This is a genomic window from Chamaesiphon minutus PCC 6605 (genome assembly GCF_000317145.1).
GTDB classification, from domain to species: domain Bacteria; phylum Cyanobacteriota; class Cyanobacteriia; order Cyanobacteriales; family Chamaesiphonaceae; genus Chamaesiphon; species Chamaesiphon minutus.
The window spans coordinates 5,144,594-5,171,151 of record NC_019697.1; the positions used below are offsets into that span (position 1 = coordinate 5,144,594).

Annotated in this window: 20 protein-coding genes and 1 pseudogene; 12 read left to right on the forward strand and 9 right to left on the reverse strand. The window is 46.6% G+C overall.

What is annotated here, in order from left to right:
* Positions 1-13: 13 nt before the first annotated feature.
* The 4 genes from CHA6605_RS23485 (at position 14) to aroA (ending at position 3,450) form a co-directional block, all read left to right on the forward strand.
* Complete coding sequence (locus tag CHA6605_RS23485) at positions 14-631, forward strand: hypothetical protein (RefSeq protein ID WP_015161864.1); 618 nt, start codon at positions 14-16, stop codon at positions 629-631.
* A 149-nt stretch (positions 632-780) separates the two neighbouring features.
* On the forward strand, positions 781-1,200 hold the full coding sequence (locus CHA6605_RS23490; protein ID WP_015161865.1) for an MAPEG family protein: 420 nt from the start codon (positions 781-783) through the stop codon (positions 1,198-1,200).
* A 137-nt stretch (positions 1,201-1,337) separates the two neighbouring features.
* Positions 1,338-1,829, forward strand: coding sequence for a YajQ family cyclic di-GMP-binding protein (locus CHA6605_RS23495; protein WP_015161866.1), 492 nt, complete (start codon positions 1,338-1,340; stop codon positions 1,827-1,829).
* A 286-nt stretch (positions 1,830-2,115) separates the two neighbouring features.
* Positions 2,116-3,450: a 3-phosphoshikimate 1-carboxyvinyltransferase gene (gene aroA / locus CHA6605_RS23500; protein ID WP_015161867.1), complete on the forward strand. Its 1,335-nt coding sequence runs from the start codon at positions 2,116-2,118 to the stop codon at positions 3,448-3,450.
* Here the strand turns inward: aroA and CHA6605_RS23505 are convergent.
* On the reverse strand, positions 3,445-3,981 hold the full coding sequence (locus tag CHA6605_RS23505) for an O-acetyl-ADP-ribose deacetylase (protein ID WP_015161868.1): 537 nt from the start codon (positions 3,979-3,981) through the stop codon (positions 3,445-3,447). The genes aroA and CHA6605_RS23505 overlap by 6 nt on opposite strands.
* A 74-nt stretch (positions 3,982-4,055) precedes the next feature.
* Entirely contained in the window at positions 4,056-5,171 is a 1,116-nt protein-coding gene (locus CHA6605_RS32020; protein ID WP_015161869.1) for a CD225/dispanin family protein, read from the reverse strand.
* A 259-nt stretch (positions 5,172-5,430) separates the two neighbouring features.
* On the opposite strand from CHA6605_RS32020, the gene CHA6605_RS23515 reads away from it, so the two are divergent.
* Complete coding sequence (locus CHA6605_RS23515; RefSeq protein WP_015161870.1) at positions 5,431-7,449, forward strand: elongation factor G; 2,019 nt, start codon at positions 5,431-5,433, stop codon at positions 7,447-7,449.
* A 299-nt stretch (positions 7,450-7,748) separates the two neighbouring features.
* Here the strand turns inward: CHA6605_RS23515 and cbiB are convergent, their stop codons facing one another.
* A complete protein-coding gene (gene cbiB / locus CHA6605_RS23525; protein ID WP_041549857.1) occupies positions 7,749-8,711 on the reverse strand; it encodes an adenosylcobinamide-phosphate synthase CbiB in 963 nt (320 codons plus the stop codon).
* 180 nt (positions 8,712-8,891) lie between these two features.
* The gene (locus tag CHA6605_RS23530; protein WP_015161872.1) at positions 8,892-10,871 is read right to left on the reverse strand and encodes a peptidoglycan D,D-transpeptidase FtsI family protein; all 1,980 of its coding nucleotides are present in this window, start codon (positions 10,869-10,871) and stop codon (positions 8,892-8,894) included.
* A gap of 332 nt (positions 10,872-11,203) precedes the next feature.
* Between CHA6605_RS23530 and CHA6605_RS23535 the strand changes: the two genes are divergently transcribed.
* Positions 11,204-14,485, forward strand: coding sequence for a substrate-binding domain-containing protein (locus CHA6605_RS23535; protein ID WP_015161873.1), 3,282 nt, complete (start codon positions 11,204-11,206; stop codon positions 14,483-14,485).
* Positions 14,486-14,618: 133 nt separating this feature from the next.
* Here the strand turns inward: CHA6605_RS23535 and CHA6605_RS23540 are convergent, their stop codons facing one another.
* Positions 14,619-15,005: a hypothetical protein gene (locus CHA6605_RS23540; protein WP_015161874.1), complete on the reverse strand. Its 387-nt coding sequence runs from the start codon at positions 15,003-15,005 to the stop codon at positions 14,619-14,621.
* Between the two features lie 286 nt (positions 15,006-15,291).
* Between CHA6605_RS23540 and CHA6605_RS23545 the strand changes: the two genes are divergently transcribed.
* The 4 genes from CHA6605_RS23545 (at position 15,292) to rsmD (ending at position 19,474) form a co-directional block, all read left to right on the forward strand.
* Positions 15,292-15,795, forward strand: coding sequence for a hypothetical protein (locus CHA6605_RS23545; protein ID WP_015161875.1), 504 nt, complete (start codon positions 15,292-15,294; stop codon positions 15,793-15,795).
* Positions 15,796-16,091: 296 nt separating this feature from the next.
* Entirely contained in the window at positions 16,092-17,105 is a 1,014-nt protein-coding gene (hemB, locus tag CHA6605_RS23550; RefSeq protein ID WP_015161876.1) for a porphobilinogen synthase, read from the forward strand.
* Between the two features lie 605 nt (positions 17,106-17,710).
* Positions 17,711-18,718: a DnaJ C-terminal domain-containing protein gene (locus tag CHA6605_RS23555; protein ID WP_015161877.1), complete on the forward strand. Its 1,008-nt coding sequence runs from the start codon at positions 17,711-17,713 to the stop codon at positions 18,716-18,718.
* Between the two features lie 201 nt (positions 18,719-18,919).
* Positions 18,920-19,474, forward strand: coding sequence for a 16S rRNA (guanine(966)-N(2))-methyltransferase RsmD (gene rsmD, locus CHA6605_RS23560; protein WP_015161878.1), 555 nt, complete (start codon positions 18,920-18,922; stop codon positions 19,472-19,474).
* A gap of 103 nt (positions 19,475-19,577) precedes the next feature.
* Here the strand turns inward: rsmD and petG are convergent, their stop codons facing one another.
* On the reverse strand, positions 19,578-19,691 hold the full coding sequence (gene petG / locus CHA6605_RS33185) for a cytochrome b6-f complex subunit V (protein WP_015161879.1): 114 nt from the start codon (positions 19,689-19,691) through the stop codon (positions 19,578-19,580).
* A gap of 371 nt (positions 19,692-20,062) precedes the next feature.
* On the opposite strand from petG, the gene CHA6605_RS23565 reads away from it, so the two are divergent.
* On the forward strand, positions 20,063-20,383 hold the full coding sequence (locus tag CHA6605_RS23565) for a c-type cytochrome (RefSeq protein WP_051039036.1): 321 nt from the start codon (positions 20,063-20,065) through the stop codon (positions 20,381-20,383).
* A 425-nt stretch (positions 20,384-20,808) separates the two neighbouring features.
* On the opposite strand, the gene CHA6605_RS23570 is transcribed toward CHA6605_RS23565, so the two are convergent.
* The 3 genes and pseudogenes from CHA6605_RS23570 to CHA6605_RS23580 all read right to left on the reverse strand — a co-directional run bounded on the left by CHA6605_RS23570 (position 20,809) and on the right by CHA6605_RS23580 (position 24,560).
* The gene (locus CHA6605_RS23570) at positions 20,809-21,345 is read right to left on the reverse strand and encodes a photosystem I reaction center subunit XI (RefSeq protein ID WP_015161881.1); all 537 of its coding nucleotides are present in this window, start codon (positions 21,343-21,345) and stop codon (positions 20,809-20,811) included.
* A 594-nt stretch (positions 21,346-21,939) separates the two neighbouring features.
* Positions 21,940-23,075 (reverse strand): annotated as a pseudogene (locus tag CHA6605_RS23575) (ISAs1 family transposase).
* A gap of 165 nt (positions 23,076-23,240) precedes the next feature.
* Entirely contained in the window at positions 23,241-24,560 is a 1,320-nt protein-coding gene (locus CHA6605_RS23580) for a bifunctional folylpolyglutamate synthase/dihydrofolate synthase (protein WP_051039037.1), read from the reverse strand.
* A gap of 769 nt (positions 24,561-25,329) precedes the next feature.
* Here CHA6605_RS23580 and CHA6605_RS23585 point away from each other — a divergent pair.
* Entirely contained in the window at positions 25,330-26,514 is a 1,185-nt protein-coding gene (locus CHA6605_RS23585) for a response regulator (protein WP_015161884.1), read from the forward strand.
* Positions 26,515-26,558 lie beyond the last annotated feature (44 nt).

Consider the following 26,558-nt stretch of genomic DNA (forward strand, 5'->3'; position numbering starts at 1 on the left):
TTCACCATGCACTATGCACTATTCCCTATTCCCTATTCCCTATTCCCTATTCCCTATTCCCTATTCCCTATCACTATTGCCTAGCCTCTGCCTTTATTATGCTAAAATAGCAAAGTTGTTAAGCCACGCACCGTCTTTGATTAACGTATCTGAAATCGATACTCTGGCCCAGGAACTAGCTACGATTCAACAGACTGGCTCCAAGAAAATTGCACTATTGGGTTCTCGGCACGTCCCGATTACCCACCAACATCTAATCGAGATGATGAGCTATGCTCTGGTATTGTCTGGCAATCGTTTGATTACCTCTGGTGCCACGGGCACAAACTCTGCGGCTATTCGGGGAGCTATTCGAGCCGATCGAGACATGCTGACGGTAATCTTACCCCAAAGTCTCGCTCGTCAACCGAGAGAATCTCAAGAGCAGTTGCAGAACGTCATGCACCTGGTAGAAAATCCTGGTAACGACTCACTCTCGCTCGGCGAAGCCAGCGCGTTGTGCAATCAGGAAATTGTTTCTCGCTGTCAGCAGTTGATCTGTTTTGCTTTCCACGATAGTGACACTTTGCTCCAAACCTGCCACGAGGCAGAAGAACAACGTAAAGTTGTAACTCTATTTTATTTCGACTAACCTATTTTCCCCAACCTACATGAGTCGGTTGGGCGATCTAATTGGGGTTTAGTTGCCCCACTTTTACAGACGAATTCTGATGAAGATGCGGTTTACTCCCTACTTATTTTGTAATCAAACTTAGATTCCCAGCCGCAAACAACCGTTTTATGAATTTCGCCAATCTCTCAACCCCAACAATTTTACTCGGATCGATCGCGGCTGCGGCATTTCTAGTTTACTTTCCCTATTTAGTAGTTGCTGTCACCCGCTTTCAAGTCGGGTTCGATATCTCAGCTCCGCGTGCTGCATTCGATAAAATGCCAGACTACGGCAAACGAGCAACTTGGGCACATCAAAATTCTTGGGAAGCATTTATACTGTATAGTGCAGCAGCACTAATGGCATATATCACCCAGCAAAATTCACCGACAGTAGTAAATTGCGCGATCGGCTTTACAGTAGCGCGGTTATTTTATTCAATATTTTATATCATCAATTTTCCGATCGGTCGATCGTTAATGTTCGGCGTCGGCTCCGTGGCAATTTTTACACTCATGTCTATGAGTATCACCAGTACAATGAATTAGGTTTTAGGCGTTAGGCATTAGGCATTAGGTAATTTGTTTGAGATAATATTGAGATAACAATGAGATGCTAATTAAGATTTTCCCTAAAGCCTAAAGCCTAAAGCTTAAAATACTGGAAACCTTACTAAGTACAAAATATGGCTTCTACCTTTTCTTTTGATATTGTCAGCGATTTCGATCGGCAAGAATTAGTAAATGCTCTCGATCAAACCAATCGCGAGATCGGCAGTCGTTACGATCTCAAAGATACGCAGACTACTGTCGAACTTGCTGACGAAAAAATCACAGTGAATACAGCGAGTGAAATGACTCTCGATGCCGTCCATGATATGCTTCAGAGCAAAGCACTCAAACGCAATCTTTCGTTGAAAATTTTTGACTACGGTAAAATTGAGTCATCGAGTGGCAATCGGATTCGTCAAGAAATCACGCTCAAAAAAGGTATCAGTCAAGATATTGCCAAACAGATTTCCAAGCTAATTCGGGATGAATTTAAAAAAGTTCAACCGTCAATTCAAGGCGATGTCGTCCGCGTTACTGCCAAGGATAAAGATGAATTGCAAGCCGTAATGCAGCGGCTCAAACAAGAAGATTTACCTGTGGCTTTGCAATTTACTAATTATCGCTAAATTAATCGATCGTCGATTGTTAGGCTATTAAGGCAGGGGTTGGCTTGATGCAATCAAGCCAACCCTCTGTTTTTGTTGAAATTGGTGTTTTATCGCTCTACAAAGTATGAATAGTTGCCCCAATTTAAAAAACAATCCTCCAAGATGGATCGATTGACTCCATCTACAGCAAGATTTTTACAATCTGCAATCTGCAATCCACAATGGTATTAATTTTTAGCTAGGAAGACAAACTCGATCGCTTGTCGCTTTAAAATAAAAATCTGGACTTTCTGCCAAAACCGTCGTGATAAATCTCCAACCCGTCGATCGTCATCAAAGTTTAACCGTCAATTCACCTGCGGATGTATCGCTTCAGGGCACATTGCAAATTCCGGGTGATAAATCGATTTCCCATCGCGCCTTGATGCTGGGAGCCTTGGCTGAGGGAGAGACGACAATTCGGGGATTATTGTTGGGCGAAGATCCTCGAAGTACGGCGGCGTGTTTTACCGCAATGGGGGCACAGATTTCGGAGTTAAATACCGAGTTGGTGACGGTGACGGGGATTGGTTTGGGACAGCTTCAGGAGCCTGTAAGTATCCTCGATGCTGGCAATTCGGGGACGACAATGCGGCTGATGTTGGGAATTTTGGCTTCTCATCCCGATCGATTTTTTACCGTTACAGGCGATGATTCATTACGATCGCGTCCGATGTCCCGCGTCGTCAATCCCCTCACGGAGATGGGATCGCAGATTTGGGGACGCCGAAATAATTCGCTCGCACCGCTGGCTGTGCGCGGACGAGAATTACAACCGATTCAATATCATTCGCCGATCGCCTCAGCTCAGGTTAAGTCAGCCATTTTACTCGCTGGATTGATGACTTACGGGCGCACCACGGTCACCGAACCAGCCTTATCGCGGGATCACTCCGAACGGATGTTACGTGCGTTTGGGGCGCACATAGAAGTCGATCCAGAGACGAATAGTGCGACGGTGACGGGTTATCCCACGCTCGTAGGACAACAAGTGATTGTCCCTGGAGATATTAGCTCCGCAGCCTTTTGGTTAGTTGCTGGCGCGATCGTGCCCGGTTCGGAGTTGTATATTGAAAATGTCGGTGTCAACCCGACCCGCACGGGAATTTTGGTCGCTTTAGAATTAATGGGTGCCGATATTACCCTCGAAAATCAGCGTGAAGTTGCAGGCGAACCCGTGGCAGATTTGCGAGTCAAACATAGTAATTTAAAAGCTTGTGAAATTAGCGGCGATCTTATCCCCAGACTGATCGATGAGATTCCGATTTTAGCTGTAGCAGCAGTATTTGCTAAAGGCACGACCATAATTAAAGATGCCGCAGAATTGCGCGTCAAAGAAAGCGACAGGTTGCAAGTAATGGCCGCTGCCTTAACTAAAATGGGCGCGAACATTACCGAATTACCAGATGGTTTAGAAATTACTGGCGGCGGCTCATTAATCGGCGCAGAACTCGATAGTTTTACCGACCACCGGATTGCTATGAGCCTCGCGATCGCGTCTGTAATGGCGAAGGGAAAGACTACGATCGCGCGTGCGGAAGCTGCCTCAATTTCTTATCCAACTTTCTTCGATTCATTACGCAGCATTATCAAGTCATAACATACCAAAAGCTTCTACATAAGCATCGTAATCGGTATCGCTAAAGCAGACAAAACTGACACCCGCAATCGATCTATCTGTCTCCAAATAAGTCTGCACTGTCTCTAGTGCCACCCGCGCCGCTAGATCGATCGGATAACCATAAGCACCACAACTAATCGCCGGAAATGCGATCGTTTGAATCTGATGTAACGTCGCCAGAGCCAGACTTTCGCGATAGCAACTTGCGAGTAATTCTGGTTCGCCACTATTACCGCCACGCCAAACGGGGCCGACGGTATGAATTACATATTTTGCCGTCAATCGATAGGCTGGAGTAATTTTGGCTTTACCAGTTTTACATCCATTAAGTTGCCGACAGGCGGCGAGTAATTCGCCACCAGCAGCGCGATGAATTGCCCCATCGACACCACCACCGCCGAGCAACGAACTATTGGCCGCATTGACGATCGCATCTACCGTTAATTTAGTAATATCGCCCTGAATAATCCCCATGCGTTCTTGAGGGGTTGCGAGTGGTTCTGGTGTCATGGGGATTATGGATTGGGGATTGTGGATTCTGAATCTTGGTCGATAAACTGATTCCTTTAACTACCAACTCTCAGCTAACCTGGTTGTTGAGAAGCTAAGACAGAATTGGCATCGCAAGTGACAGTGCCATTAGAAATCGTTACTAATGGTGGGAAAAAACTGCTCGATTTGCTAATGCAACCATCGGTTTTGACAAAAACTTTAGAGTCCCGCTCGATCGCATATATCACTCCGACAAAACTGCGCAGGTTGTTACTAGTAGGTGTAGCCATAATGATAAAGTTTTTGCGACTAGCAGCACCAAGATCGCTAACTAGCTCTGCTTCAAACTTATAGCCACTATCTGCTGGCATACCACTAAGAGTTGTCGAAATAGCAAAATTTTTGGTCATGTTAGCCGTGAGTAATTCATCCAGTTTGGGCTGCATCACTGATTGGACGTATTTTTGAGCTGCTTTTTCTTGCTTGATTTTGTAGAATTTGCCGCCACCTAAAAATAACGGTAAGATAACAGCTAGCACGATTAATGCCGTAAAAACACCAGAAATACTCAGGCTCACAACGCTCAACCTTTTGGCAGTAGCCGCAGATTTAACCGCGCCCAGATTATCTCCCTCGGCATGTTTAGAATTAACCTGACTGGCATAGATAATTGCCACTATACCCAAAGGCAAAACACCTAACAAAGTCGCTACAATTGCCAGCACCATGTGATTTTCGGGGCAAAATGTTGGGGGCGGATCTTCTCGATCGATCGTGGATGTGGTTTGCCTGACGCTACTAGGCTCGATGTCGGCAATCGGTTCGATCCACACCTTTCCCTCCCAACTGGGTTCTGTCGCGTCGGCTTGCCTACCAAAAACTTTAACTGTCTGTTCTGGAATTTGCAGTTTGCCCAATACCTGTTTGACGACATTAGTCATCTGTTGCTGGTTGGGAACAGATAAGCCCGATAACTCGATTATTATTAGCTCTGGATCGTTGGTTACGGCTGCTACGATCGCTTGAGACTTGAATTTACGATTGAGAGCGGTGGTTATTGTCTCAACATCAAGTTCAGCGGTTGAATCTAAGGACGATGACGGTAGCGGAGTCATGATAGTAGTGGCTCGCGAACGAGTTGGAGAAATACTATCTGTTATTATTCCCAAACAACTGAGATTAACTACCACATCGTAACTGCTCGGCATTTGTCGGACTGAGATCGGCTTCTCGGTAACATTCGCAACTCTACTTAATAATGCTTAATTAATGTTTACTCAATTATTAAAATAAACTGTATTTCGATCGGTGGGGATCGCAAAAGAGTTAAGCTCAGGTTAACAGTTTTAAATATAGTTAGCTGTTAATTAATTCCTCATCTTCTCGGTGCATCTTACTGGATATTAATTAGTTCGACCGATTGAATCGATACATTCACCATACACTCATTAGGGGGTGGCGATCGACATGACTATAAGTACAAAACGGATTTGTAATGTCGGAATTGTGGGGCCGTACTTAGCAGGCAAAACCACATTATTAGAAAGTTTGCTGGCCGTAACGGGAGCGATTTCGCGTAAAGGCAGCGTTAAAGAAGGAAATACGATCGGCGATAGTGTGGCAGAAGCTCGATCGAGGCAGATGAGCATCGAAATTAGCGCGGGCACTACTGTAGTTGAAGACGTTCAGTTTACATTTATCGACTGTCCTGGCTCGATCGAGTTCAGTCAAGAGACATATAATGCACTAATCGGTGTCGATGCGGCAATTGTGGTGTGCGAACCAACGATCGATCGCGTATTAACACTTTCACCTTTATTTAAATTTTTAGACGATTGGGAAATTCCCCATTTAGTTTTCATCAATAAAATCGATAAATCGAATGTTAATTTTATCGATCTTCTCCACTCCCTCAAACAAGTATCGAGTCGTCCGTTAGTCGCACATCAGTATCCGATCGTCGAAGGTGAAAAAGTCCTCGGTTTTATCGATTTGGTCACTGAGCGAGCCTATCATTATCATCCCGGTAGTGCGCCCGATCTCGTGCCATTCCCAAACGAACTTCGCGAAGCAGAACGCGTTGCACGGGCAGAAATGTTAGAAGAACTCGCCAACTTTGACGACCATTTATTAGAAGAATTAATCGCCGAAATTAATCCAGACGAAGAAGAGATCGTGCGCGATCTGCGGATGGAATTGGGGGCAGATACGATCGTCCCTGTCTTCGTCGGCGTCGCCGAACTCGATTACGGCGTGCGTCCGCTGTTAGCCGCACTGTTACGCGAAGCTCCCGAAGCAGAAGTCACCGCCAAACATCGCGGGATCGATCGACACAAAGGCGATGGCGCGGTCGCACAAGTGCTGAAGACGATTTACAGTCAACAAGGCGGTAAGCTCTCTGTGGTGCGGATGTGGCGAGGGAATCTAACTGACGGATCGATCGTCAATGGCATCCGCATTGGCGGCATCTATCGGCTGTTAGGCAGCCAGCAACAGTCCTTGCAATCGGCTAGTGCGGGGGAAATCGTTGCCTTAGGACGACTCGAAGGCATCAAAACAGGTGCGACGATTGGTGATAGTGAGATCGCAGAGTTACCCCAAGCCCAAACTCTCACCCCAGTTTACGCACTAGCGATCGTGCCCAGCAATCGCAATGATGAAGTCAAACTCAGCGGTGCTTTAACCAAACTAGTTGAAGAAGATCCCTCCCTGCACTGGGAACAGCACGGCGACACGCACGAAGTAATTTTGTGGGGACAGGGCGAAATTCACCTGCAAGTAGCGATCGATCGGTTGCGGCGCAAGTACAATCTCCCCATGCAGACGCACCTTCCCCAAGTTGCCTACAAAGAAACCATCCGCAAACCCGTCACGTCGATTCACGGACGCTACAAACATCAGTCTGGGGGACACGGACAATTTGGCGATGTTTTTCTCGATATCCAGCCGCGCCAACGGGGAACGGGTTTCGACTTCAAAGAAACGATTGTCGGTGGTGTCGTTCCCAAACAATATATTCCTGGTGTCGAGACAGGGGTGCGTGAATTTCTCGATCGCGGGCCATTAGGTTTCCCGATCGTCGATGTCGCGGTAACATTGACTAATGGCTCCTACCATAGTGTCGATAGCTCCGAGCAAGCATTTAAAAACGCCGCCCGCTTGGCAATGACAGAAGGGATCTCCAAGTGCGAACCGACATTATTAGAACCGATTCTGGCGATCGAAGTTTCGGCTCCGAGCGAGTTTACCTCTAAAGCATTGCAACTATTAACCGGACGCCGCGCCCAAATTTTGGGTTATGACGCCAAATCTGGCTGGAACGGTTGGGATGTAGTTTCGGCTTATTTACCCCAAGCGGAAATGCACAGTTTTATCGTGGAGTTGCGCTCGCTCACTATGGGGGTGGGTTTCTTTACCTGGCGTTATGAAAGGTTGCAAGAGGTACCCGAAAAGTTAGCCGAACGCGTATTGGCACGGAGTAAGTAATTTATTTCTCGCTCGCTCGATTGCTTGTGGGAAGTGAAGATCTACCGACCCATCCCTATGGGCACCCCTGTCTTGACGTTTTTATTCGGGGGGAACCCCCGAATAAAAACGTCGCTCCGTTCGCGAAGCGTTCCGAAGGAAAGCGTCTCGAAGAGAAGCGTCTGCCTGCACAGAGGAGGGGATTTTTTGGAGATGACATAAGTTTAATAATGGCAGCACTAAGCGTTCCGTAGGAATGGAGAGGCTACACCAACGAGTGCCGCTACACCAAATCTACTCTACGATTTTCCGCGATTTATTCATCCTAAACTTAACGCGATCGATCCCAATCCTATCCACAAGAGAAAACTATAGCGAGTCAACCTCAAAGCTTGCTGAATAATATCGGCAGTAATCGGTTGTAAATCGTCACCCAATAGTGGTTTTTCTTGTACTTGTCCCTTGTAGTAATTTATCCCTCCAACTTGCACCCCCAATGCTACGGCATAGGCGCATTCGCTCCAACCAGAATTAGGACTGGGATCTTTAACCGCGTCGCGGAAGCATATTCGCCAGACAGTCAGGGGTTTACCAGAAATCAGGCTCAGCGTAAGTACGCTAAGGCGACAGGGTAGCCAAGTGAGAATGTCTTCGGATTTGGCACTACACCAGCCGATATCGGTGTATGGCTCGCGACGATAGCCGACCATCGAATCTAGAGTGCTGGCGGCTTTGTAGGCCATGGCGAGGGGTACAGCCCCAATTGCGGGGATAAAGGCACCGATGATCGCGTAAAACAGGGGAGCCATCACGCCATCGATCGCGTTTTCGGTGACGGTTTCGAGGATGGCACGGTGGATTTCGGGGATGGTTAATTTATCAGTGTCTCTACCGACGTACATACTAAGTTTCGATCGAGCCAACTCTAGATCTGCACTGGCAATTGCGGTAAGGACATCTTCCGCCGCTCGTCGCAGGCTTCTTCCGGCAAAGCAACTTGCCAAGGCGATCGATCGCACGGCAATACTCAACCACGGGTGGATCGATTCACAGAGATGGATTAGCAGCCAAGTAATTGCTCCCGTACCAAAGATTAATCCCCAGCACAAAACTACCCCCGCCAGACGTCGCAAGTACGGACTCTTGACGTATTTGAGGGTGGTTTGGGTAAATAGATCGATCGTCCATCCCATCACTTGCACGGGATGCAGCCATCCCCAAGGATCGCCGATCAGATAATCTAGATACGCCGCGAGGAGGAGGAAGAGGGTGGATGGGTGGATGGGTGAATGAGTGGATGGGTGGATGGGTGGATGGGGTGGACTGTACCACCGTAGGATGAGTGGATGGGTGGATGGGTAGATGGGGTGGACTGTACCACAGTAGGATGGGTGGATGGGTGGATAGTACCGATCTCCTAATCCTGTCAATCCTTAAATCCTTAAATCCTGATAATTAATTTACTACGGTTCTGCTTTTGCATCGTCTAATTCGATTTTATTTATTTTATCTGGTTTGATTGTTTCTGTTTTATCTTTATCTATTTCGGTTTTATCTGTCTTCTTGTTTTTAACTGCACTCGGGTCGCTAGGGGGAATGCCATCGAGTGAAATTAATGAGTCCATCACAGATTTGACAATCGGTGCGGCGACGTTACTACCGAAGGCTTTTTCTTTACCTTTGGGTTCATCGACTGCGGCAAATACGACGTAACGATGTTGTCCGTCCACAGGTAAAATTCCTACAAAACTGGTAATTTTTTTACCATCTTGTTTGTAGCCGCCGAGCATGGCTTTTTGAGAAGTGCCAGTTTTCCCTGCAATCCGATAGCCAGGAATTTCGGCTCTAGCTCCAGAGCCGTGGGTGACGACAGTTTCCATCATTGCCAAGACAGATCGGGCATTGTGGGAGGAGAAGATCTGTGTGGGTTCGGGGAGAGTATTTTTGTCTTTGCGCACTCCGGCACTATCGTATAACCCTTCTACCACATGCGGAGTTACTAGTTTACCGCCATTGGCCAGACTGCCGATCAATGTCACCAATTGAATGGGAGTGAGTGAAAAGCCCTGCCCGAAGGCTGTATTGGCCGGATAGATCGGGGATGCCACAAACTCGCGCCGACTGCGGATTTCGCCGCGTTCTTCTAAGGGCAGATCGATTCCAGATTTTTGACCCAAACCAATCCGTTGCAGCCAATTATAATAGACGTCGGGTTTGAGCCGTTGCATCATTTTGACCATGCCGACGTTGCTCGAATGTTGGAGAATTTGGGCGATGTCGAGCTTGCCATTACCTTTTTTGTCGGAGTTGCGGATGGTATCCGTACCGACAGTGATGCTGCCATCGTCGATAAAGGTGGATTTTGGCTCGATAACTCCATTTTCTAGGGCAATGGCAACGGCGATCGGTTTGAAGGTCGATCCTGGCTCATAGAGGTCGGAAACAGCCCAATTTCGCAGTAGAGTTGCCGCGCGCTTTTCACCGACGATTTTGCTGTAATTTTGGACGTCTTTACCGTACTGGTTGGGATTGTAAGTTGGTTCGACGACGAGCGATCGCAATGCTCCCGTATCGGCATCCATGACAATTACCGTCCCGCGTAAGGCATTCCATTCTTTCATTTTTTGCTTGAGTGCGGTTCTGGCGGCACGTTGTAGGCGCAAATCGATACTCAGTCGCAGTTGCAAGTCATCGGTATGCAAAAAATCCAAGGTGACGCGATCGGGTAAAATTTCACCTCTAGCAGTCTTAGTTAAGTTGTATGGGACGACCTTGCGCTCTAACAGCGTGGTTTGACTGTATTCTACTCCCGCCTGGGGTTGTCGCTGCCAATCGAGATAGCCCAAGACTTCCGCGAGCATATCATCTTGAGGATAAAATCGCGTATAGTCGAGTTCGCCTTGGACGATCTCGACACCTTCGACTTTGAGTGCTCTAATCCGATTTCTAGTGTCTTCCCGCAGTCCCGATCCGACGAACACTCCCGTCTTGCGCTGTTGAAATTTGGTCGTGAGATCCTGCACCGTGCGTCCGACAATTGGTGCTAGTCGCTGCGCCATATCTGCTGGCGTTACGGCGACAACCAACCCTGTTTTGGAGCCTTTTTTGCGAACTACTTCGGTGAATTTTTCGGGATGGGCAAAGACAGTATAACTAAGTCTGTCGATCGCCACTCGATCGTTCGAGCGATCGACAATCGTCCGGCGCGGGACTACCGATCGCATCGTTACTCGTTGCTGCTCTTTGGCTTTTTCTTGCAACTTGGGGGCTTCGATAATTTGCAACCAAACAAGTCTCGCCAGTAGCATCAATGTCGCCAATCCCCAGGTACTCCAAACGGCGATCGTTCTCGCGATTGTCCGATTCACTTTCACCGTCAAACGGGTCGATTTGTGACGATTGCCACCAATTTGTACTGATTTTTTCCGGTGGATATTACTCATTTAAATATTACATTGGTGATAAAAAGCACAGTAAGATTTATTATTCGATAGTATCTTAACGAAAATGTAACATTTAGATCGATCGAAACGAACAGATCGGTTAGGATCTGGACACGCCAGTTGCTGGCAATTTTAAAATAAGGATCTAAAAAGCTTAGTATAGTATCGAGATCGATTTACTAGTCAGTTTAGAGTATGTTCGAGCGATCGCTATAGCTTATTTTCAGTTGACGATTAGATATTTGCTTTACCAAGCATTTGCTCGATGGTCAACTCAGACAACGGATCTAAGCTATTGTTGATTACAATATCCACAAAACTAGTTGTTACAAATGAAACAGCAAAGTAGTTCAATCGTAACTCTAGCACTAATATTAGCTGCTGGTGGCACTACCCTCAAAACTAATGCCCAAACAGCCGATAATTTCCCCTTACCCACATCGGTGGCAGCGGGAACTAAAGTGCAGATTGATGGTTCTAGTAGCCTGCAAGCTGTCAATCAAGGTCTCAAAGAGCGATTCCAAAAGCAATTCCCCGGTACGGATGTGACCTTGCCGATGCAGTATCAGGGCAGCGATAGTGGCATCAAAGCAATTGTCGCAGACAAAGCAGATGTTGCGGGCATCGGTCGTCCACTGACCGCCACCGAAAAAGCACAAGGTGTAGCCGCTAAATCGATCGGTAGCTCCAAAATTGCCATTATTGTCAAAGATAGTAATCCATATAATGGCAACCTAACGATTAAAGATTTTGCGAAAATTTATCGCGGCGAAGTCACCGATTGGTCGCAATTACCTAGTGCTAAAGGTGCTAAAGGGAAAATCAAAGTAATCGACAGACCAAGTAATAGCGACACTCGGCGTGCATTTGCCAATTATTCAGTTTTCCAAAAAGGTCAACTCAAGACTGGGAGCAACGCTCAAAAATTAGCTGAAGATTCGACTCAAGCAGTCGTCGATAAATTAGGCGATGATGGGATTGGTTACGCACCCGCCGACCAAATCAAGAATATCCCAGGAATTAGAGCCATTACTCTCCATGGCACCCAACCAGATGACCCTAAATATCCATTCTCTCAGCCTTTATCCTACGTTTATAAAAACAAAGGGGCAAAAGTCAGCGAAGGTGCTAAGGCATTTCTGGGCTATGTCAGCGATCCTGCGGGTCAATTAGCCATCAAAGAAGCGATAGCAACCGGAGCTACAGCAGCCGCAGCTACAGGTACGACGCCAACCACGAGTACGACTACTGAAACTACTACAACTACTGCCGGAACTACAGGGGCGACTGGGGCGACTGGTGCAACAGGTGCGACCGATCCAACTGGAACTGCTGGTACGACTGCAACCAGCGGAGCTACCGGAAGTGAAAATTCTGGAACAGTTACTAATACTACTACAACTACTACTAGTAATAATAAAGGTGGCTTTCCGTGGTGGATTCTACCGCTACTTGCTTTAGGTGGCGGACTAATCTGGCTGTTAAGTCGGAAGAAAACCGACGAGACACCAACCTCCGCAGCAGCAGTATCAGAAACGACACCTGCCATCAAACCACTCTATCCACCACCACCATCGCGAACCTCTAGAGGTGATGGTTTATCTGGAGATCTCTCAGGTGATTTGTCCTCAAATTTGGGCTATCGTCCTTCTGGCGACTTAAGATCGGGCGACCTGCGATCGGGCGATTTATCTGGGACGTTGACCCCACCGCCAAGCGTAACGTCCAACACGCCAAATATTAACTTTAATGGTGTAGTCGATACGGTCAAAGATAAAGCCAACGATATCAACCTTGCAGGTGGAGCCGCGCTTGCTGGTGGTGCCGCAGCCGCAGCCGCAATCGGCAAAGGTATTTACGATTCGACCTATGCGTCGGCACAGGATGAAGCAACCAGATCGGGCGATCTCCAACTACCCCAGATTGAAGCTCCCAATATCGACCTCTCCAATCCCCTAGAAGGGTTGAAAGATAAGTCATCCAATCTGATCCCCAATCTAGATATCGACAACCCGATAGAAGGCATTCAGGACAAGGCTGGAGACTTAATTCAAGATGGTAGTGCCGCCGCAACCGCCGCAGGTGGAGCCGCACTGGCTGGCGGAGCTGCATTTGCTGGTGGCATCGGCAACTTCTTCCAAGATCGCGACCATCCCGAATCATCAGATCTGAGTCTAGAAGTACCCGAAAACTTCGCGCAGACTCCAGAACAGATCGCAGCCAAAGCTGCCGATCCGCTGCCCGCAGTCGATGATGTCGATGCTGGCGAAGGGATATTCGATCGAATAGGCGACTTCTTCCAAGATGGTGGTGGAGCCGCTGTTGCCGCAGGTGGAGCCGCCTTAGCTGGTGGAGCTGCCCTAGCAGGTAATCTGGGTAAATCTGTCGGCGACCTCGCTGGAGATCGATCGGATGTCGAAGAGTCAGCCACGCCCGACGCAGCAGATGCGCTCGTAGCACCCGAATTGGCGATCGATAACGATCCGTTTAATTTTAATACCCCCTTAGCTCCCGCCCAGGAAAAACTGGACGATCTACTCGTAGGTGGCAGTGATAACGATCCGTTTGACTTCGGCGAACCATTGGCTCCAGCACTGGACAATGCTAACCAGCAACTCTCTGTTGACAACGATCCATTTGACTTTGGCGATCTGTTGGCTCCAGTACCAGACAATGCTAACCAGCAACTCTCTGTTGACAACGATCTGTTTGACTTTGGCGAGCCGTTGGCTCCAGTGGCAGACAATGCTGACGAGCAACTTCCCGACGCGCTCAACATAGACTTGGATTATCCCTTTGGCGATCTTGCTGAGAACGCTGGCGACTTCTTGGCGAATGGTGGTGCTGCTGTGAGCGCAACCGGAGCCGCAGCCGTCGCTGGGGGTGCCGCATTATTCGGTACCGAAGACAAACCCGAAATCGCTGAATTAAACCTCAATCCAGAGTTGGATACATTCGATCGGGATTTGGAGGCCATTAACCTCGACGATTTGGATGAAGATCCATTTGCTGGTTTATCCGATTTACTCGGTGAAGAAACTGGTGATGTCGGTGAGGAGAAGCCAACACCAGAGCCGAGCGACTTCTTTGGCACGCTCAAAGATAAAGCTAGCGACTTCCTCGCCGATGGGAAAGATCTCGGTGGTGCGGCTCTAGCTGGTGGCGCAGCAGCCACAATTGGTGCGGGACAAGCACTCCAGTCTTTCTTTACCAATAAAGAAACACCCACTGGCGGCACAGACACTTCGGCACCAAATAGCAGCGATCTGTCTGGGAGTCTCTACACCGAAGGTCAAATTACCCTAGTTTCCCCCAGTCCCACCAAAGCTTATGCGCACTGGGAAGTCCCCGTCCGATTGAAACGGCAGTTGCGGGAACAAGGCGGTGAAAAATTGGTAGTTCGTCTCTACGACGTTACCAATACCGATCCGAATGTCGAATTACCGCGTACTTTCCAAGAGTTTGAATGCAGCGATTCCGCTTGGGACTTGGAACTACCTATCAGTCCAGGCGAACATCGTTATCTTGCTGAAATTGGCTATGTAACTGGTGATGGCGGCTGGTTAATGTTGGCACGTTCCGCTCCCTTGTGGGTTCGCTCCGATAACGGCTAGTCATTAGTCCACTAGCTAAAAAAGCAGCAATTACTCGATTGAGTGGTTGCTGCTTTTTTGTGAGCGGGGAGCGGGGCGTTGGAAGTTGGGAGACTGGGGGTGTCCTTTTACCCATTACTCATTACCCATCCACTTATCTACCTCCCATCTTCAGCGATTGCTGCAATCGAAATAGCGTCGCCGTTTGGTAAAGATTGAGGGGAATGAGCGAGATTCCTTCAAGACGAGATTGAACCCAGCCTTCACCCCAGTACCATTCGTGATAACCATCGACACCCTGACTGAGGATCAGCCGCAGACATTGGGAATTGACTCGATCGACTTGACACTTAACAGTCGCGGGGCCGAAACTAGTTTCAAACTGGGTGCCCACAGTTAGCAGATCTTGACTGGAAAACTTCATCTGCTGGGGAAAGAGCCACTTGGTCAGTGCTGGCGGCGATAATAATCGATCGCGAATCATATTAGGTGTAGCTGGCACTTCAATCCGCAATTCACTTCTTTGGAAATTACCGAGCATGATGAGATAAGAATTTTGAGTGTGGATTTTTTAGCCCGCTGCCACGATCGCAAACAATCATCTGGAGTTTTGTGGAATTATCAGCACGGGCTATGTAGTTATATCCTAACGCTAAATTAATTAGTGACTACTAGCTCGCGCCATTCCGTTGGCGAGTTGGCGTTGATAGTCGCAGCCCGACGAACTCCTCAGACTCGATCTCCTATCGGCTAATTTTGGCATATAGCGGTTTATCGATCCCAGAACTTCTGCCCATCTACTAATCTCTAGCCATGAGGTAAGTCCTATGTTTTATCGTCAATTCACTCTACTCGCGATCGCCATATTATTACTATCGCCCAATCCAGTTCGCGCTGAAGAAATTGAGCCAGATTCGTATATATCTGTCGGTAATATTTACATCCAAAACACCAATGATTGGATGATAATTCACACCCCACAAATTCAAATAGTTACGCCTAAATCAACACCCAGATCTGTCGAGCGCGATCGCCAGCGGCGGCGCAATTCGGTCAGCGGACGCCGCCGCACCTTCACGCCGAGTGTGACGCGTAAAAAAATCGATTCAGATTCGCAGACAACTGTAACTACCAATACTTATTCCAGTTCTGGCTCCATAATTCGCCGCAGTACTATTCGCAGTTCGGGTAGCAATGGTTCTCAATCTACTGTCAGCGATCAAAGACAGTCGATTCAATGTAGTGGTGAAGGTAGTTACTCAGTCAGCCAATCTACCTCTACCGTCAACGGACGCACGGTTAGTTCGCGAAATTGGACTAGTTGTGATTAGGGAGCGGGGAGTGGGGAGTGAGTCAGAGGGTGCAAAAATACAAATTAGTCCCGCTAGCCGTACATTTAGATCTTCACTTACCGCGAAAGTCAAGATTTGGTAAATTGGGCATTGCTAATTTGAGTTACGGTCTGCTGTTTGTTCGACACAAAAATTATCTCATTCCCCGCTCCCCGCTCCCCGTTCCCCGCTCTCTTCTCCATCTCTGTCATCCCCCAATCTAGCGAAGCCGTAAATTGAAGCTCGATCGTATTTTTCGCTATAATCAGTGGCTACTGCGATCTACGTTATACATTATGTCTCGCCCCCATCTTGAGTCCGATCCGCTCTCACTTACCAGACGTCCCCGCCGCCTGCGCCGCAATCCTAGCATCCGCAGCCTGGTAAGCGAAACTCAACTGACTGTTGACGATCTGATTTATCCGATGTTTGTTATGGAAGGCGAAAATCAGCGCGTAGAAATTGCCTCCATGCCAGGTTGTTATCGTTATACACTCGATCTGCTGCTTAAAGAAGTTGCGGAGTTATATACATTAGGGATCAAAGCCATCGCCCTGTTCCCTGTCGTCTCCGAATCAAAAAAAGATGACAATGGCACCGAAAGCTACAATCCTGAAGGATTAGCACAGCAAACTGTCACCGCGATTAAAGCCCAAACGCCAGAGACGATCGTCATTACTGATGTCGCGCTCGATCCCTTTACCACTCACGGACACGATGGCGTCATCGACGAAAATGGTGTCATCCTCAACGACGAAACAGTCGCCATCCTGATTAAAATGGCAGTTTCCCAAGCCCAAGCAGGCTGTGACATGGTGGCACCTTCAGACATGATGGACGGACGGATCGGGGCGATTCGCAAGGCGTTAGATGAGAACGGCTTTACCGATGTGGGCATTTTGGCATACTCTGCTAAGTATGCCTCGGCTTATTATGGACCCTTCCGAGATGCCTTAGACTCCGCACCCAAATTTGGCGATAAAAAAACTTACCAAATGGATCCAGCCAACGCTCGCGAAGCTTTGGAGGAAGTCGCACTCGATATTATCGAAGGTGCAGATATAGTTATGGTCAAACCTGCCTTGGCATATTTGGATATCATCCATCAAGTCAAAGCTAACTGCAACGTCCCAGTCGCCGCTTATAATGTCAGTGGAGAATATTCACTAATTAAAGCTGCCGCTCAACTCGGTTGGATCGATGAGAAGAAAATCATCATGGAAACTTTGTTGAGTATCAAGCGCGCTGGTGCAGATTTAATTCTCACCTATTTTGCCAAAGAGGTCGCTTTAATTTTGCATAATAAATAGTGGTAGCGATCGGCTGGTAAGTTTCCAGTTGCGGCTTATAATGTCAGTAGGGAATATTCACTGATTAAAGCTGCCGCCTAACTTGGCTGGAGCGACAAACGGAAAATCATTATCGAAACTCTGCCAAGGAGCGAGCTGATGCCGATCTCTTCCTCACCTATTTTGCCAGAGATGTCGCATTGATTTTACATAATAAATAATGGTAGCGATGGTTATGGAGACTTTGTTGAGCATCGAACGTGCGTGTGCCGATTTCATCCCGACTTATTTTGCCAAAGATGGCACGTTAATTTTGCATAATAAGAATAAGTAGGCGATCGAGTGTAAAGGATCTTCATCTGCCCTCTACAAAACTAGATCTTGTGCGTGCGTCCCGACTTTCGCAAGTTACCGATCGATAAAGTTTGTATTCAACAAGGGCATAATGAAGTAACGATTATCTCGCGGCGCGGTTCGATCGATCGCAAAAGTTCTCTCTAGCTACTCTCTCGATCTGCCAAAACTTCAGCACACCGAACGTTTTGGCAGCTCGCCCCCTTGATTTGCTAAACCGTCGGGTTTCCCGACGAGCGCAGATCGCTATCCAATAGCCACTAACTTAGAATATGGCAGCGACAAATTTTCGAGACTACTACGCGCTCTTAGGGGTAAACAAGAACGCTAGTGCAGATGATATCAAAAAAGCCTATCGGCGACTAGCCCGTAAATATCATCCCGATCTCAACCCAGGAGATAAAACTGCGGAAGCAAAATTTAAAGAGATTACCGAAGCCAATGAAGTGCTTTCGGATGTCGATAAACGCACGCAGTACGACAGGTTCGGTCAATACTGGAAACAATCCGAACAACCTAGAGCTAATAATACTACTCGATCGACCCCTGGCGCGACTCCCGGTACCAATCGAACTGGCGATTTTAACACGGTTGATTTCGGTCAGTACAACAACTTTGATGATTTCGTCAACGAGTTATTAGGTAGGTTTAATAACTCTGGTACTCCAAATCCTGCCGCGAGCAAAGCCGCTAGAGCTGAGAATTTCACATCCAATGTTAGCAGTAATGGCGCGAATAATCTCGGTGGCGATCGCGAAGCCACAATTAGCCTCTCCCTCACCGAAGCTTACAAAGGCGTCCAAAAGAGCTTCAATCTGGGTACGGAAACGATTAAGGTGCGAATTCCAGGCGGTGCTAAAGCCGGAAGTCGGATTAGAGTACGCGGGAAAGGCAATATCAACTCCTCCAACAAACAACGCGGCGACTTATACCTGACTGTAGAATTGCAACCCCATCCCTTCTTCCGATTAGAGGGAGAACAACTCATCTGCGAAGTCCCTGTGACCCCCGACGAGGCCGTTCTAGGTGCCCAAATTGAGATTCCCACCCCAGATGGCATGGTGACGGTTAACGTGCCTGCTGGAGTCCGATCGGGGCAATCTCTGAGACTGCGCGGCAAAGGTTGGGCTAATCCTCGCGGCGAACGTGGCGACCAACTAGCGAAGATTGTAATTGCAACACCTAAGAGTATCAGTGCTGCCGAACGCGAACTGTATGAAAAAATCCGTGCAGCGCGGACCTTCGATCCGCGCAATCATTTCAATCAGGTGATGTTGTAGGGCAGCGGAGCGCAGGAAAGTTAAACCATTTTGGATTGGGGATTGGAGATTGGGAAGGTCTTGCTGTCCGTGAAGTCTGCGGCCCCTAATCGAGAATTTAGGCAAGATCCAGAGGTAAATTTGTGACAAACCACAGGAGATTTTACCTCTGTGCAGTAGTGCCTCCAGGAGATAGTTAAGAGATCGACAGTAACCGAAATAATGAGTATTAGAATCTATGGCAATCGGGAGCTAAAAACCTTGCAGGGGCTGGAAACTAGACCCACATCCGCGCGCGTCCGGCAGGCTTTATTTAACATTTGGCAAGGATCGATCGCCGATTGCCGATGGTTGGATCTTTGTAGCGGGAGTGGAGCGATGGGTGCCGAGGCATTGTGTCGAGACGCCAAAATTGTCGTCGGGATCGAGCGATCGAATTCGGCCTGTCAGATTATCGAGCAAAATTGGGCTAAAGTCGCAGGTCTCGACCAAACATTTCAAATCCTGCGATCGGATGTAGTCACAGGATTGGCACGTCTCGACGGCCAAAAATTCGATCGAATTTATTTCGATCCTCCCTATGCTGGCGAATTATACGATCCAGTCTTAGCCGCGATCGATCGTTATGAATTGCTAGCGGTGAGCGGAGAAATCGCCGTCGAACACAGCCCGAATCCACAGATAAGTAGTAACTTACCCACATCTTTACCGACACTCGAACTCTGTCGTCGCAAAGATTATGGCAATACCGCTGTGTCGTTTTATCAGCTTAAGTAAGGTGGAGGGGGAGAGTGGCAGAGGGGGAGAGTGGGAGAGCCTAAAACCTAAAGCCTAAAGCCTAACACCTAAAGCCTATTCCCCATCCCCTATTCCCTATCCCTTACAACCCAATTTGATTGCCGCGCTTGTACTGCATATACGCTGCTGCGAATAAACCGCTGAGGGTGATGAAAACCAAGCCCAGAACGATTCCAGATAGTAACGGTTCGACCACGATCTTAAAACTCCGTAATTAATTAACATAAGTCCCTCTAGCGTATCGGTTTTAGGGCGATCGATGCAAGGTATCGATCGCCGTTAGCAGCAGAGCTTCGATTACTTTGGATTTTTTGTCTCGATTTTGGCGACTTTACCGACACAGCCTGCCATGTAAAACTTTACATTGCGAGAAAAAGCTTAAGATATTTAAGAAATGTATACGAAATCTTAAATTTATGGATACACTATTAAGTGCGCGGACGAGCATCAGTGCGAGACCTGTGTTTTTTTAAAATCTTCAATTTATATCAATCTTATAGCAGGCACGTCTTGGATATCCGACTACCAAAACTCAGACAAACATCGTGGCAACAGATTGGGTGGCCGATCCTGACATGCTTGACGATCTGTTTGGTGGCGATCGTCGGTTGGCACTCGCTCCGAGAATCCAATCCCTATACTACCAGTGTATTGGCAAAAACGGGCGATCCAACCTTGGGACATGCCATCTTTCAGATCAATTGCAGCGGTTGCCACGGACTCGATGCCAGTGGCCGCGTAGGCCCCAGTCTACGCGACATCTCCAAGCGGAAATCTCCGCACAGCCTGATCGAACAAGTCACTAGTGGCAATACACCTCCGATGCCCCAATTTCAGCCCAATCCTCAAGAGATGGCCGATCTGCTTAGTTATTTGGAGACACTTTAGGGAATTGAGAACCGATCTTCGCTCGGAGCGATTTTTAATATGGATATTTACTTGTTGTATATCGATGGACGATCGACCGCCCAACCAAATTTTCAGTTGATGAACGTCTGGTAGCTAATGATATCGAACGTTACTGGATCTGATGATTCACCAAATAGGAGATTGTTAAAATCCTTGGTAGGTGGCAATTGATGAATTGATTCTATCGAGGGTTTTAGCGATCGGCTAATAATAAAAATAGCCCTCCAGGCAATGCTAGAAGACTGTAGTTTTTCAGAGAGAGGTAAGTAGATGGGCGTAATTAAATATAAGATATCGCGTAGGGTGGGCACTGCCCACCAGCTAGGTTTCAGGCAAAATCTATTTTACAAATAATTGCGCCTACCTACTTAATTATCAACTATCAATTATCAATTATCAATTCATTAAAGGCCAATCAAACGTAAGAAATTTTGGAAAACATCGTTATTAGCGACGATAAAGTAGGCAATAACAGCACCACCAATGCCACCAATTAAGAAACCCGTCGCATAAGTATTCCAGCCTTGGGTACTAGCAAATACATCAGGAGGATTGGGGACTGTCAATGTGGCGATCGGTGGTGGTGGATTAGTGGCGGCGTAAATGACGATTGCCGCAGCAGAAATAACAACTAGACCGATATCCGACAAGAGTGCGGTAACTGCGCCCAACTCAGAGTAGCGTAATGGGTTAAATTCAAAAAATGGCCCAATCTGCCAATAACCATGAGCCAAACCTACCTCAATCCCTCTTCGCATCGGCGATAAACCCTGACGGTAGGCAGAGAAGTTGTTGACGATCGCTTTAGCAAGTTTGGAACTATTGATGGGTGTTGCTAGGTTACTACCCTGCGGATCGAAATCGGGTAAGACGACCTCATTATTGCGAGGATCGCGGGGATTATTCTTTGACTGATCGATTTTCTCAACAAAAGTGGTCATGGTTGGGCACCGCTACGTCTAAGCTTTGCACTCATATTACGTAATGACAGTCGAAAGATCGTCTAGCTTAGGGTAGATCGCGAAAAATTAAAACTACTCCCAAAGATAGAGGCGATGGCAATCGATCTCTATCGCAGGAGGCGAGCTTGTTTGCTAGAGCGCGATCGTTTTTTACACCGATCCGCTCGATGTCACAGATAGCCAAATAGTATAAATCGATTGCCCGATCGAGCGGAGATCGCTAATCTTCTCTTCATTACAAGGCCGATCGAATCTCCAATTCAACAGTTATCATAGGTCGGTCAATCTGGCTAATTGTAAGATGATTGAATCGATCGACGATCTGATAGTTTTCTTAAAACACTTTCACCGCTCCCTGCTCGTCGCTACGGTCAGGGTGAACGCATCAAAATCGGGTGTAATTCGATCGATCAAAACTAGAATAGCTAACTCAATCGTACTTACTAACTAATTGCACTTATTACAATGCCAATTGAAACTAAAATCAAACATGAGATCCGATTAATTTAATTTAGTGTAGCAGAAAGCTCGACCAACTCATTAGTCAAGCCGAGATTAATTAGTGCAAATAAATTACAAAATAGCTTCTAAAAGTTCAGTTAAATATTCTTCGTCAAGTGTCGCCAAGAATCTCTTACTTCTAACACTTAACTTTCGACTTTTATTTTCACTAATTATGTTAACTGCTATATGTCGTAAAATCGCAAAATTAGCTGGAGCATTATCTTTCCTAATTCGACTATCATCTTCTTTAAAAGCAACATCAAGCACCCAGTGAAGAGAATTTTCTATCGACCAATGACTTCTAATTCCCTCTGCTAATTTTTGAGCATCGCTCTCTAGACTACTGATAAAATAACGAGTTTCTACACTCGTCTTTCCGCCGACAACTCGAACTGATTCTACCATGCCAATACTAGTTAACTTTTTCCATTTTTGCAGTGGATCTATTTGCTCCGCAACATCTGTTATCATTAAATAATTACGAATTTCTTCTCTACCTCTATTCATCTCTCTACTGTTGAAGCTACTCAGGTTGAGGTCTTTTCCCTGAGTTTCAATTGCTTGTTTAAATAGCTGCTTTACTTGTTTGTACAAGGTCGGTTGATTCTTTTTTACAGCAATTACATAATCTGCATCTTTTTCGACGATTTTTTTGACTATTTCTCTTTGACATCCCATTGCGTCGATGGTAACGATACATCCTGCTAAATCCAAGATTTGAATCAGTTCGGGAAGTGCTGTGATTTCATTAGATTTTCCTTCTACCTTCTTTTGACCTAATACTAATCTATTACTTGCAGCCCAGGCACTGACTGTATTAATTACACCTTGACCATTCTTTTCATCTCCTGAGTTTCGAGATTGTTTTCCATCAAAGGCAATTATTTCTCCTGCGGTTATTTTACTTATTCCTTTAATCCAACTCAGGAATGATTTATTAAATTCATCAGGATTAATTTGTGAAAATACTCTAGCAAATGTATCATGAGATGGGATTCCATTCGGTAGTTCTAGGAACTTTTCTAACCATTTTTTCTGGCTATACCATACATTTCTATATCTATCCATCCGTCCGCCCCACATACTACAGCACAAATGGAGATCGTGATGATGTCGATTAGTTTATGTTTTTTTCCACGTTCAATCCTAATGTCTTCTATGTCGTCAAAGTGTTCTGCGATACTATGCTTAGGCTTCAGCTTCATTTTACATGATATTAGTTCCAAATCAACTTAACACAATTAATTAGCTAAAGCTATCGACGGGTATAGATTTCACATCTTTGATGAATCAAATTTACATCTAGTTTCTAAGTGTTTTTAATAATATAAGATTTAAGTGCGTTCACCCTGTCGCTACGGTAAACCCAATTATTTTTCGATCGATCGACTCAATTTCAAAAAGTAACCCAACAAATATAGAGAACCGCACAGAACCGATCGATGGGTATCGGTAGTGGCGATCGCAGCGGTTAATCCAGCAACGAGATCGGGATAGATTTCGATCGATCCAATTTCTGGACAGACAGAGCGTGCTAAATCGGCTAGCAGGTCTAAATCGGCAGAACTATGGTCGGGGACGGGGACTAGATATAATCGATCGCCAGGGCGGAGTAAGGCTTGAAAAATTTCGCGATGTGCTTTGGTCGAGAGCATCCCCATCGTCCAACTAATGGGGGTGTCGAGGGTATCGACATATTCACGTAAAGCAATTGCCGCAGCGGTATTGTGTGCGCCATCGATTAATAATTGAGCACCTTGCCAAGTCGTCCATTGAATTCGTCCCAGCCATTGCGTATTTGCCATGCCAGAAACGATCGCCGCATCGCTAATTTGCCATCCGGCTTGACGCAGTACCTTAATTGTGGCGATCGCGATCGCTGAATTAATCAACTGCATTCGGCCTAATAACGCCAGCGGATAGCAAATCCCGCCAGATTCGACCCACGGCAACGAATCTGCTGTCGATGATGTTGGAGGTGTTCGATCGACTAGGGGCACCTCTACGGCGGGTTCGACCCAGATTGCCGGACAATTTAGAGTAGAGATTCGAGCGGCTACAACTTCAGTTGCCTCTGGGGGTAAGGTACCAATAATTGCTGGACGATCGGGTTTGAGAATGCCTGCTTTTTCGCCCGCAATTTTGGCAAGCGTGTCGCCGAGTTGTTGCCAATGTTCGAGCGAGATCGAGGTAATAACACTCGCGATCGGATCGTCGCAAACATTCGTCGCATCTAGTCTTCCGCCTAAGCCAACTTCAATGACTGCGATATCGACTTGCGACTGAGCAAAGTAGAGCCACATTGCCGCAGTTACAATTTCAAACTGAGTTGGCGTCGGGGAATTAGGATCGATAGCAGCGATGACGGTGTTGAGGATAGTTAGCGCACGCTCGGTACTAATCGGTTCGTTATCGATCCAAATGCGCTCGTTCCAATCTACTAAATGCGGCGATGTATACCGCCCGACTTTATAACCTGCGGCAGTCAGGATGCTCGATAGATAAGCGCAGACAGAGCCTTTGCCATTCGTCCCAGCAACGTGAATTATCGGTACCGACTGATGTGGCCAACCGAGGGCAGCGAGTAATGTTTGAATGCGGCTCAGTCCTAAATTCACCCCAAATTGGTGAAATGGTGCGAGCAGCGTATCGATAGCTGTAGTTGAATCGGTCACCTTGGCAATCGCCATATCTTGTTTTTGTAACACTATCCCTAAATTGGAAATCGATCCTCGTTAGATCGTCTTTAGTCGCTTTCGGTGCTTAGTCATGTCAACCTCGATCCATAGCTCCTGCTAGTAGTCTAGGGTGTAAATCTAGTTACTATTTTGGCGGAAAGCGGGGAGCGGGGAGTTGGGAGATTAGGCAAGAAATGGTGGCTTTATTTCTGCTGTCTCATACTAGTTAGTATAAGTTAACATGTCGCTTGACGCTCTTGCGTTTGGAATCGCTATGTTTGGTCGATTTTGCCAATCGATCGAGATAGATTGTTAAGACATGCAAGGCGGGGTTTACCATCTCAATAGTCGGTTTGGAAAAAAACACTTAATATAATTCGATCGAAAATTATACCTTACACATAACTAAGCAACTTGTCGCTCTATAAAACCCATTGTTTGTATCCATACATTAACTACTGTCGAGCAAATCAATGTATTACAGTGAGCGAGTTAAAGTCGGAATCGCGAGTGACAGATGTCATCAAATCCCGTTCGAGATGGCGATCTCAAGCTCGACGATCGGTGCTTCTACTTAGATAAGATGCCGATTTAAAGTATTTTGTTAAATCGTGAAACTTAGTATCTTATGTGTGGGTACTCTATCAATAGGAGTAAGTTGATTGTGACAAGCCGCAAGGTGTTTATTTCAACTGTCTGTTGAGATCGTCATTAAAAAGCACCTAACAGATACTACCCTAATTATGCTCGATCTGCCGACACAGATTAAAACGTAGACAATATGAAGCGACCTATTGCCACCAACACAGACCAGTTTTCATTCTCTGCTAGAGAACTGTCAAAACAATTAATTCAACATATCCGTGATGGCAAAAGTGGCTACTGGCACTACCAATTTGACAGGTTAGCAGACCGAGAAAGATCGGTGCATTGGAGTGTGGGAACTGCCAACGGTCAAATTCTGTACTCCGGGATTAGACTCTGGTCTTCGCAAATGTTGCTGAGATTGCTCGTGCGGTATGTCGTGCAGACGCACAACCCTGCGGTAAAAGTTCAAATCGATCGACTCGGGCGTCAGGTAGCAGAAGAATCGCTCGAGCCAGCCAAATTAATTTCGATCTTGAAGGAATCGAACATCATCACCGATACTCAACTCAAGCAAGCTCTCAAAATCAAAATTCTCAACGATTTAGATATCTACTTATTAATGGGTAGTGGCTCGGCAAGCTTTGTCGCTGAAAATATCGAACAGCGATTTCCCATAAATGGCTTTAATCCGAGCATCTTGTTAGAAGAAGCCGAACAGCGACACTTGCAGTGGACGCAACTAAGAGAGCATGTACCTTCAATGAAACTTCGTCCGATCCTCAACCAGGAGGCAATGCACAAAGCTAATCTACCCCAGAGCCAGCAACAGCAGATCGAGAGACTAGTCCAATCTGACAAAACACTCTCAGCAATCGCCGAACAGATGGCTAAAGATCATCTCGAAGTCGCTCAGATGTTTGCCAAATTAGTTCGCCTCGGATTTGTCGGTTTCCAACCACATCAGCAGCATACCCGTGCAACTGTGATGGCGATCGATGATTCGCCAGTAATGCTATCGCAATTTCGCAATTGGCTTTCGGCTTTGGGATATTTGGCGATCGCTTGTCAAGACGCCAAAATAGCACTCAAGACAATTATCAAAGTCAAGCCATCAGTTATTTTTATCGATATCAATATGCCAGAGATATCTGGATTCGAGCTGGTCAAGCAAATCCGCCAACATGAGGATCTGCGAGATATTCCCTTGGTGATTTTGACTGGAGAACAAAAGCTCTCTAATAAATGGCGAGCACAGTGGAGCGGGTGCGAATTTTTATCAAAACCACTGACCTCATCAGGCATTGGTGATTTTCAAGTTCAGCTTGAAGAAATGATTCCCAGACTAATCGATGCTGTTGAATCTGTACCCAGTACCTGAACTACTAGTCAACAATGAATGATGTTCGAGTTCGGATTAAAGAA

Excerpts from the sequence above, each read along its gene's own strand:
- CHA6605_RS23485 (WP_015161864.1), top strand. The coding sequence starts at position 14 with ATGCACTATTCCCTATTCCCTATTCCCTATTCCCTATTCCCTATTCCC.
- CHA6605_RS23490 (WP_015161865.1), top strand. The coding sequence starts at position 781 with ATGAATTTCGCCAATCTCTCAACCCCAACAATTTTACTCGGATCGATC.
- CHA6605_RS23495 (WP_015161866.1), top strand. The coding sequence starts at position 1,338 with ATGGCTTCTACCTTTTCTTTTGATATTGTCAGCGATTTCGATCGGCAA.
- CHA6605_RS23505 (WP_015161868.1), bottom strand. The coding sequence starts at position 3,981 with ATGACACCAGAACCACTCGCAACCCCTCAAGAACGCATGGGGATTATT.
- CHA6605_RS32020 (WP_015161869.1), bottom strand. The coding sequence starts at position 5,171 with ATGCCGAGCAGTTACGATGTGGTAGTTAATCTCAGTTGTTTGGGAATA.
- CHA6605_RS23515 (WP_015161870.1), top strand. The coding sequence starts at position 5,431 with ATGACTATAAGTACAAAACGGATTTGTAATGTCGGAATTGTGGGGCCG.
- CHA6605_RS23530 (WP_015161872.1), bottom strand. The coding sequence starts at position 10,871 with ATGAGTAATATCCACCGGAAAAAATCAGTACAAATTGGTGGCAATCGT.
- CHA6605_RS23535 (WP_015161873.1), top strand. The coding sequence starts at position 11,204 with ATGAAACAGCAAAGTAGTTCAATCGTAACTCTAGCACTAATATTAGCT.
- CHA6605_RS23540 (WP_015161874.1), bottom strand. The coding sequence starts at position 15,005 with ATGCTCGGTAATTTCCAAAGAAGTGAATTGCGGATTGAAGTGCCAGCT.
- CHA6605_RS23545 (WP_015161875.1), top strand. The coding sequence starts at position 15,292 with ATGTTTTATCGTCAATTCACTCTACTCGCGATCGCCATATTATTACTA.
- hemB (WP_015161876.1), top strand. The coding sequence starts at position 16,092 with ATGTCTCGCCCCCATCTTGAGTCCGATCCGCTCTCACTTACCAGACGT.
- CHA6605_RS23555 (WP_015161877.1), top strand. The coding sequence starts at position 17,711 with ATGGCAGCGACAAATTTTCGAGACTACTACGCGCTCTTAGGGGTAAAC.
- rsmD (WP_015161878.1), top strand. The coding sequence starts at position 18,920 with ATGAGTATTAGAATCTATGGCAATCGGGAGCTAAAAACCTTGCAGGGG.
- CHA6605_RS23570 (WP_015161881.1), bottom strand. The coding sequence starts at position 21,345 with ATGACCACTTTTGTTGAGAAAATCGATCAGTCAAAGAATAATCCCCGC.
- CHA6605_RS23580 (WP_051039037.1), bottom strand. The coding sequence starts at position 24,560 with ATGGCGATTGCCAAGGTGACCGATTCAACTACAGCTATCGATACGCTG.
- CHA6605_RS23585 (WP_015161884.1), top strand. The coding sequence starts at position 25,330 with ATGAAGCGACCTATTGCCACCAACACAGACCAGTTTTCATTCTCTGCT.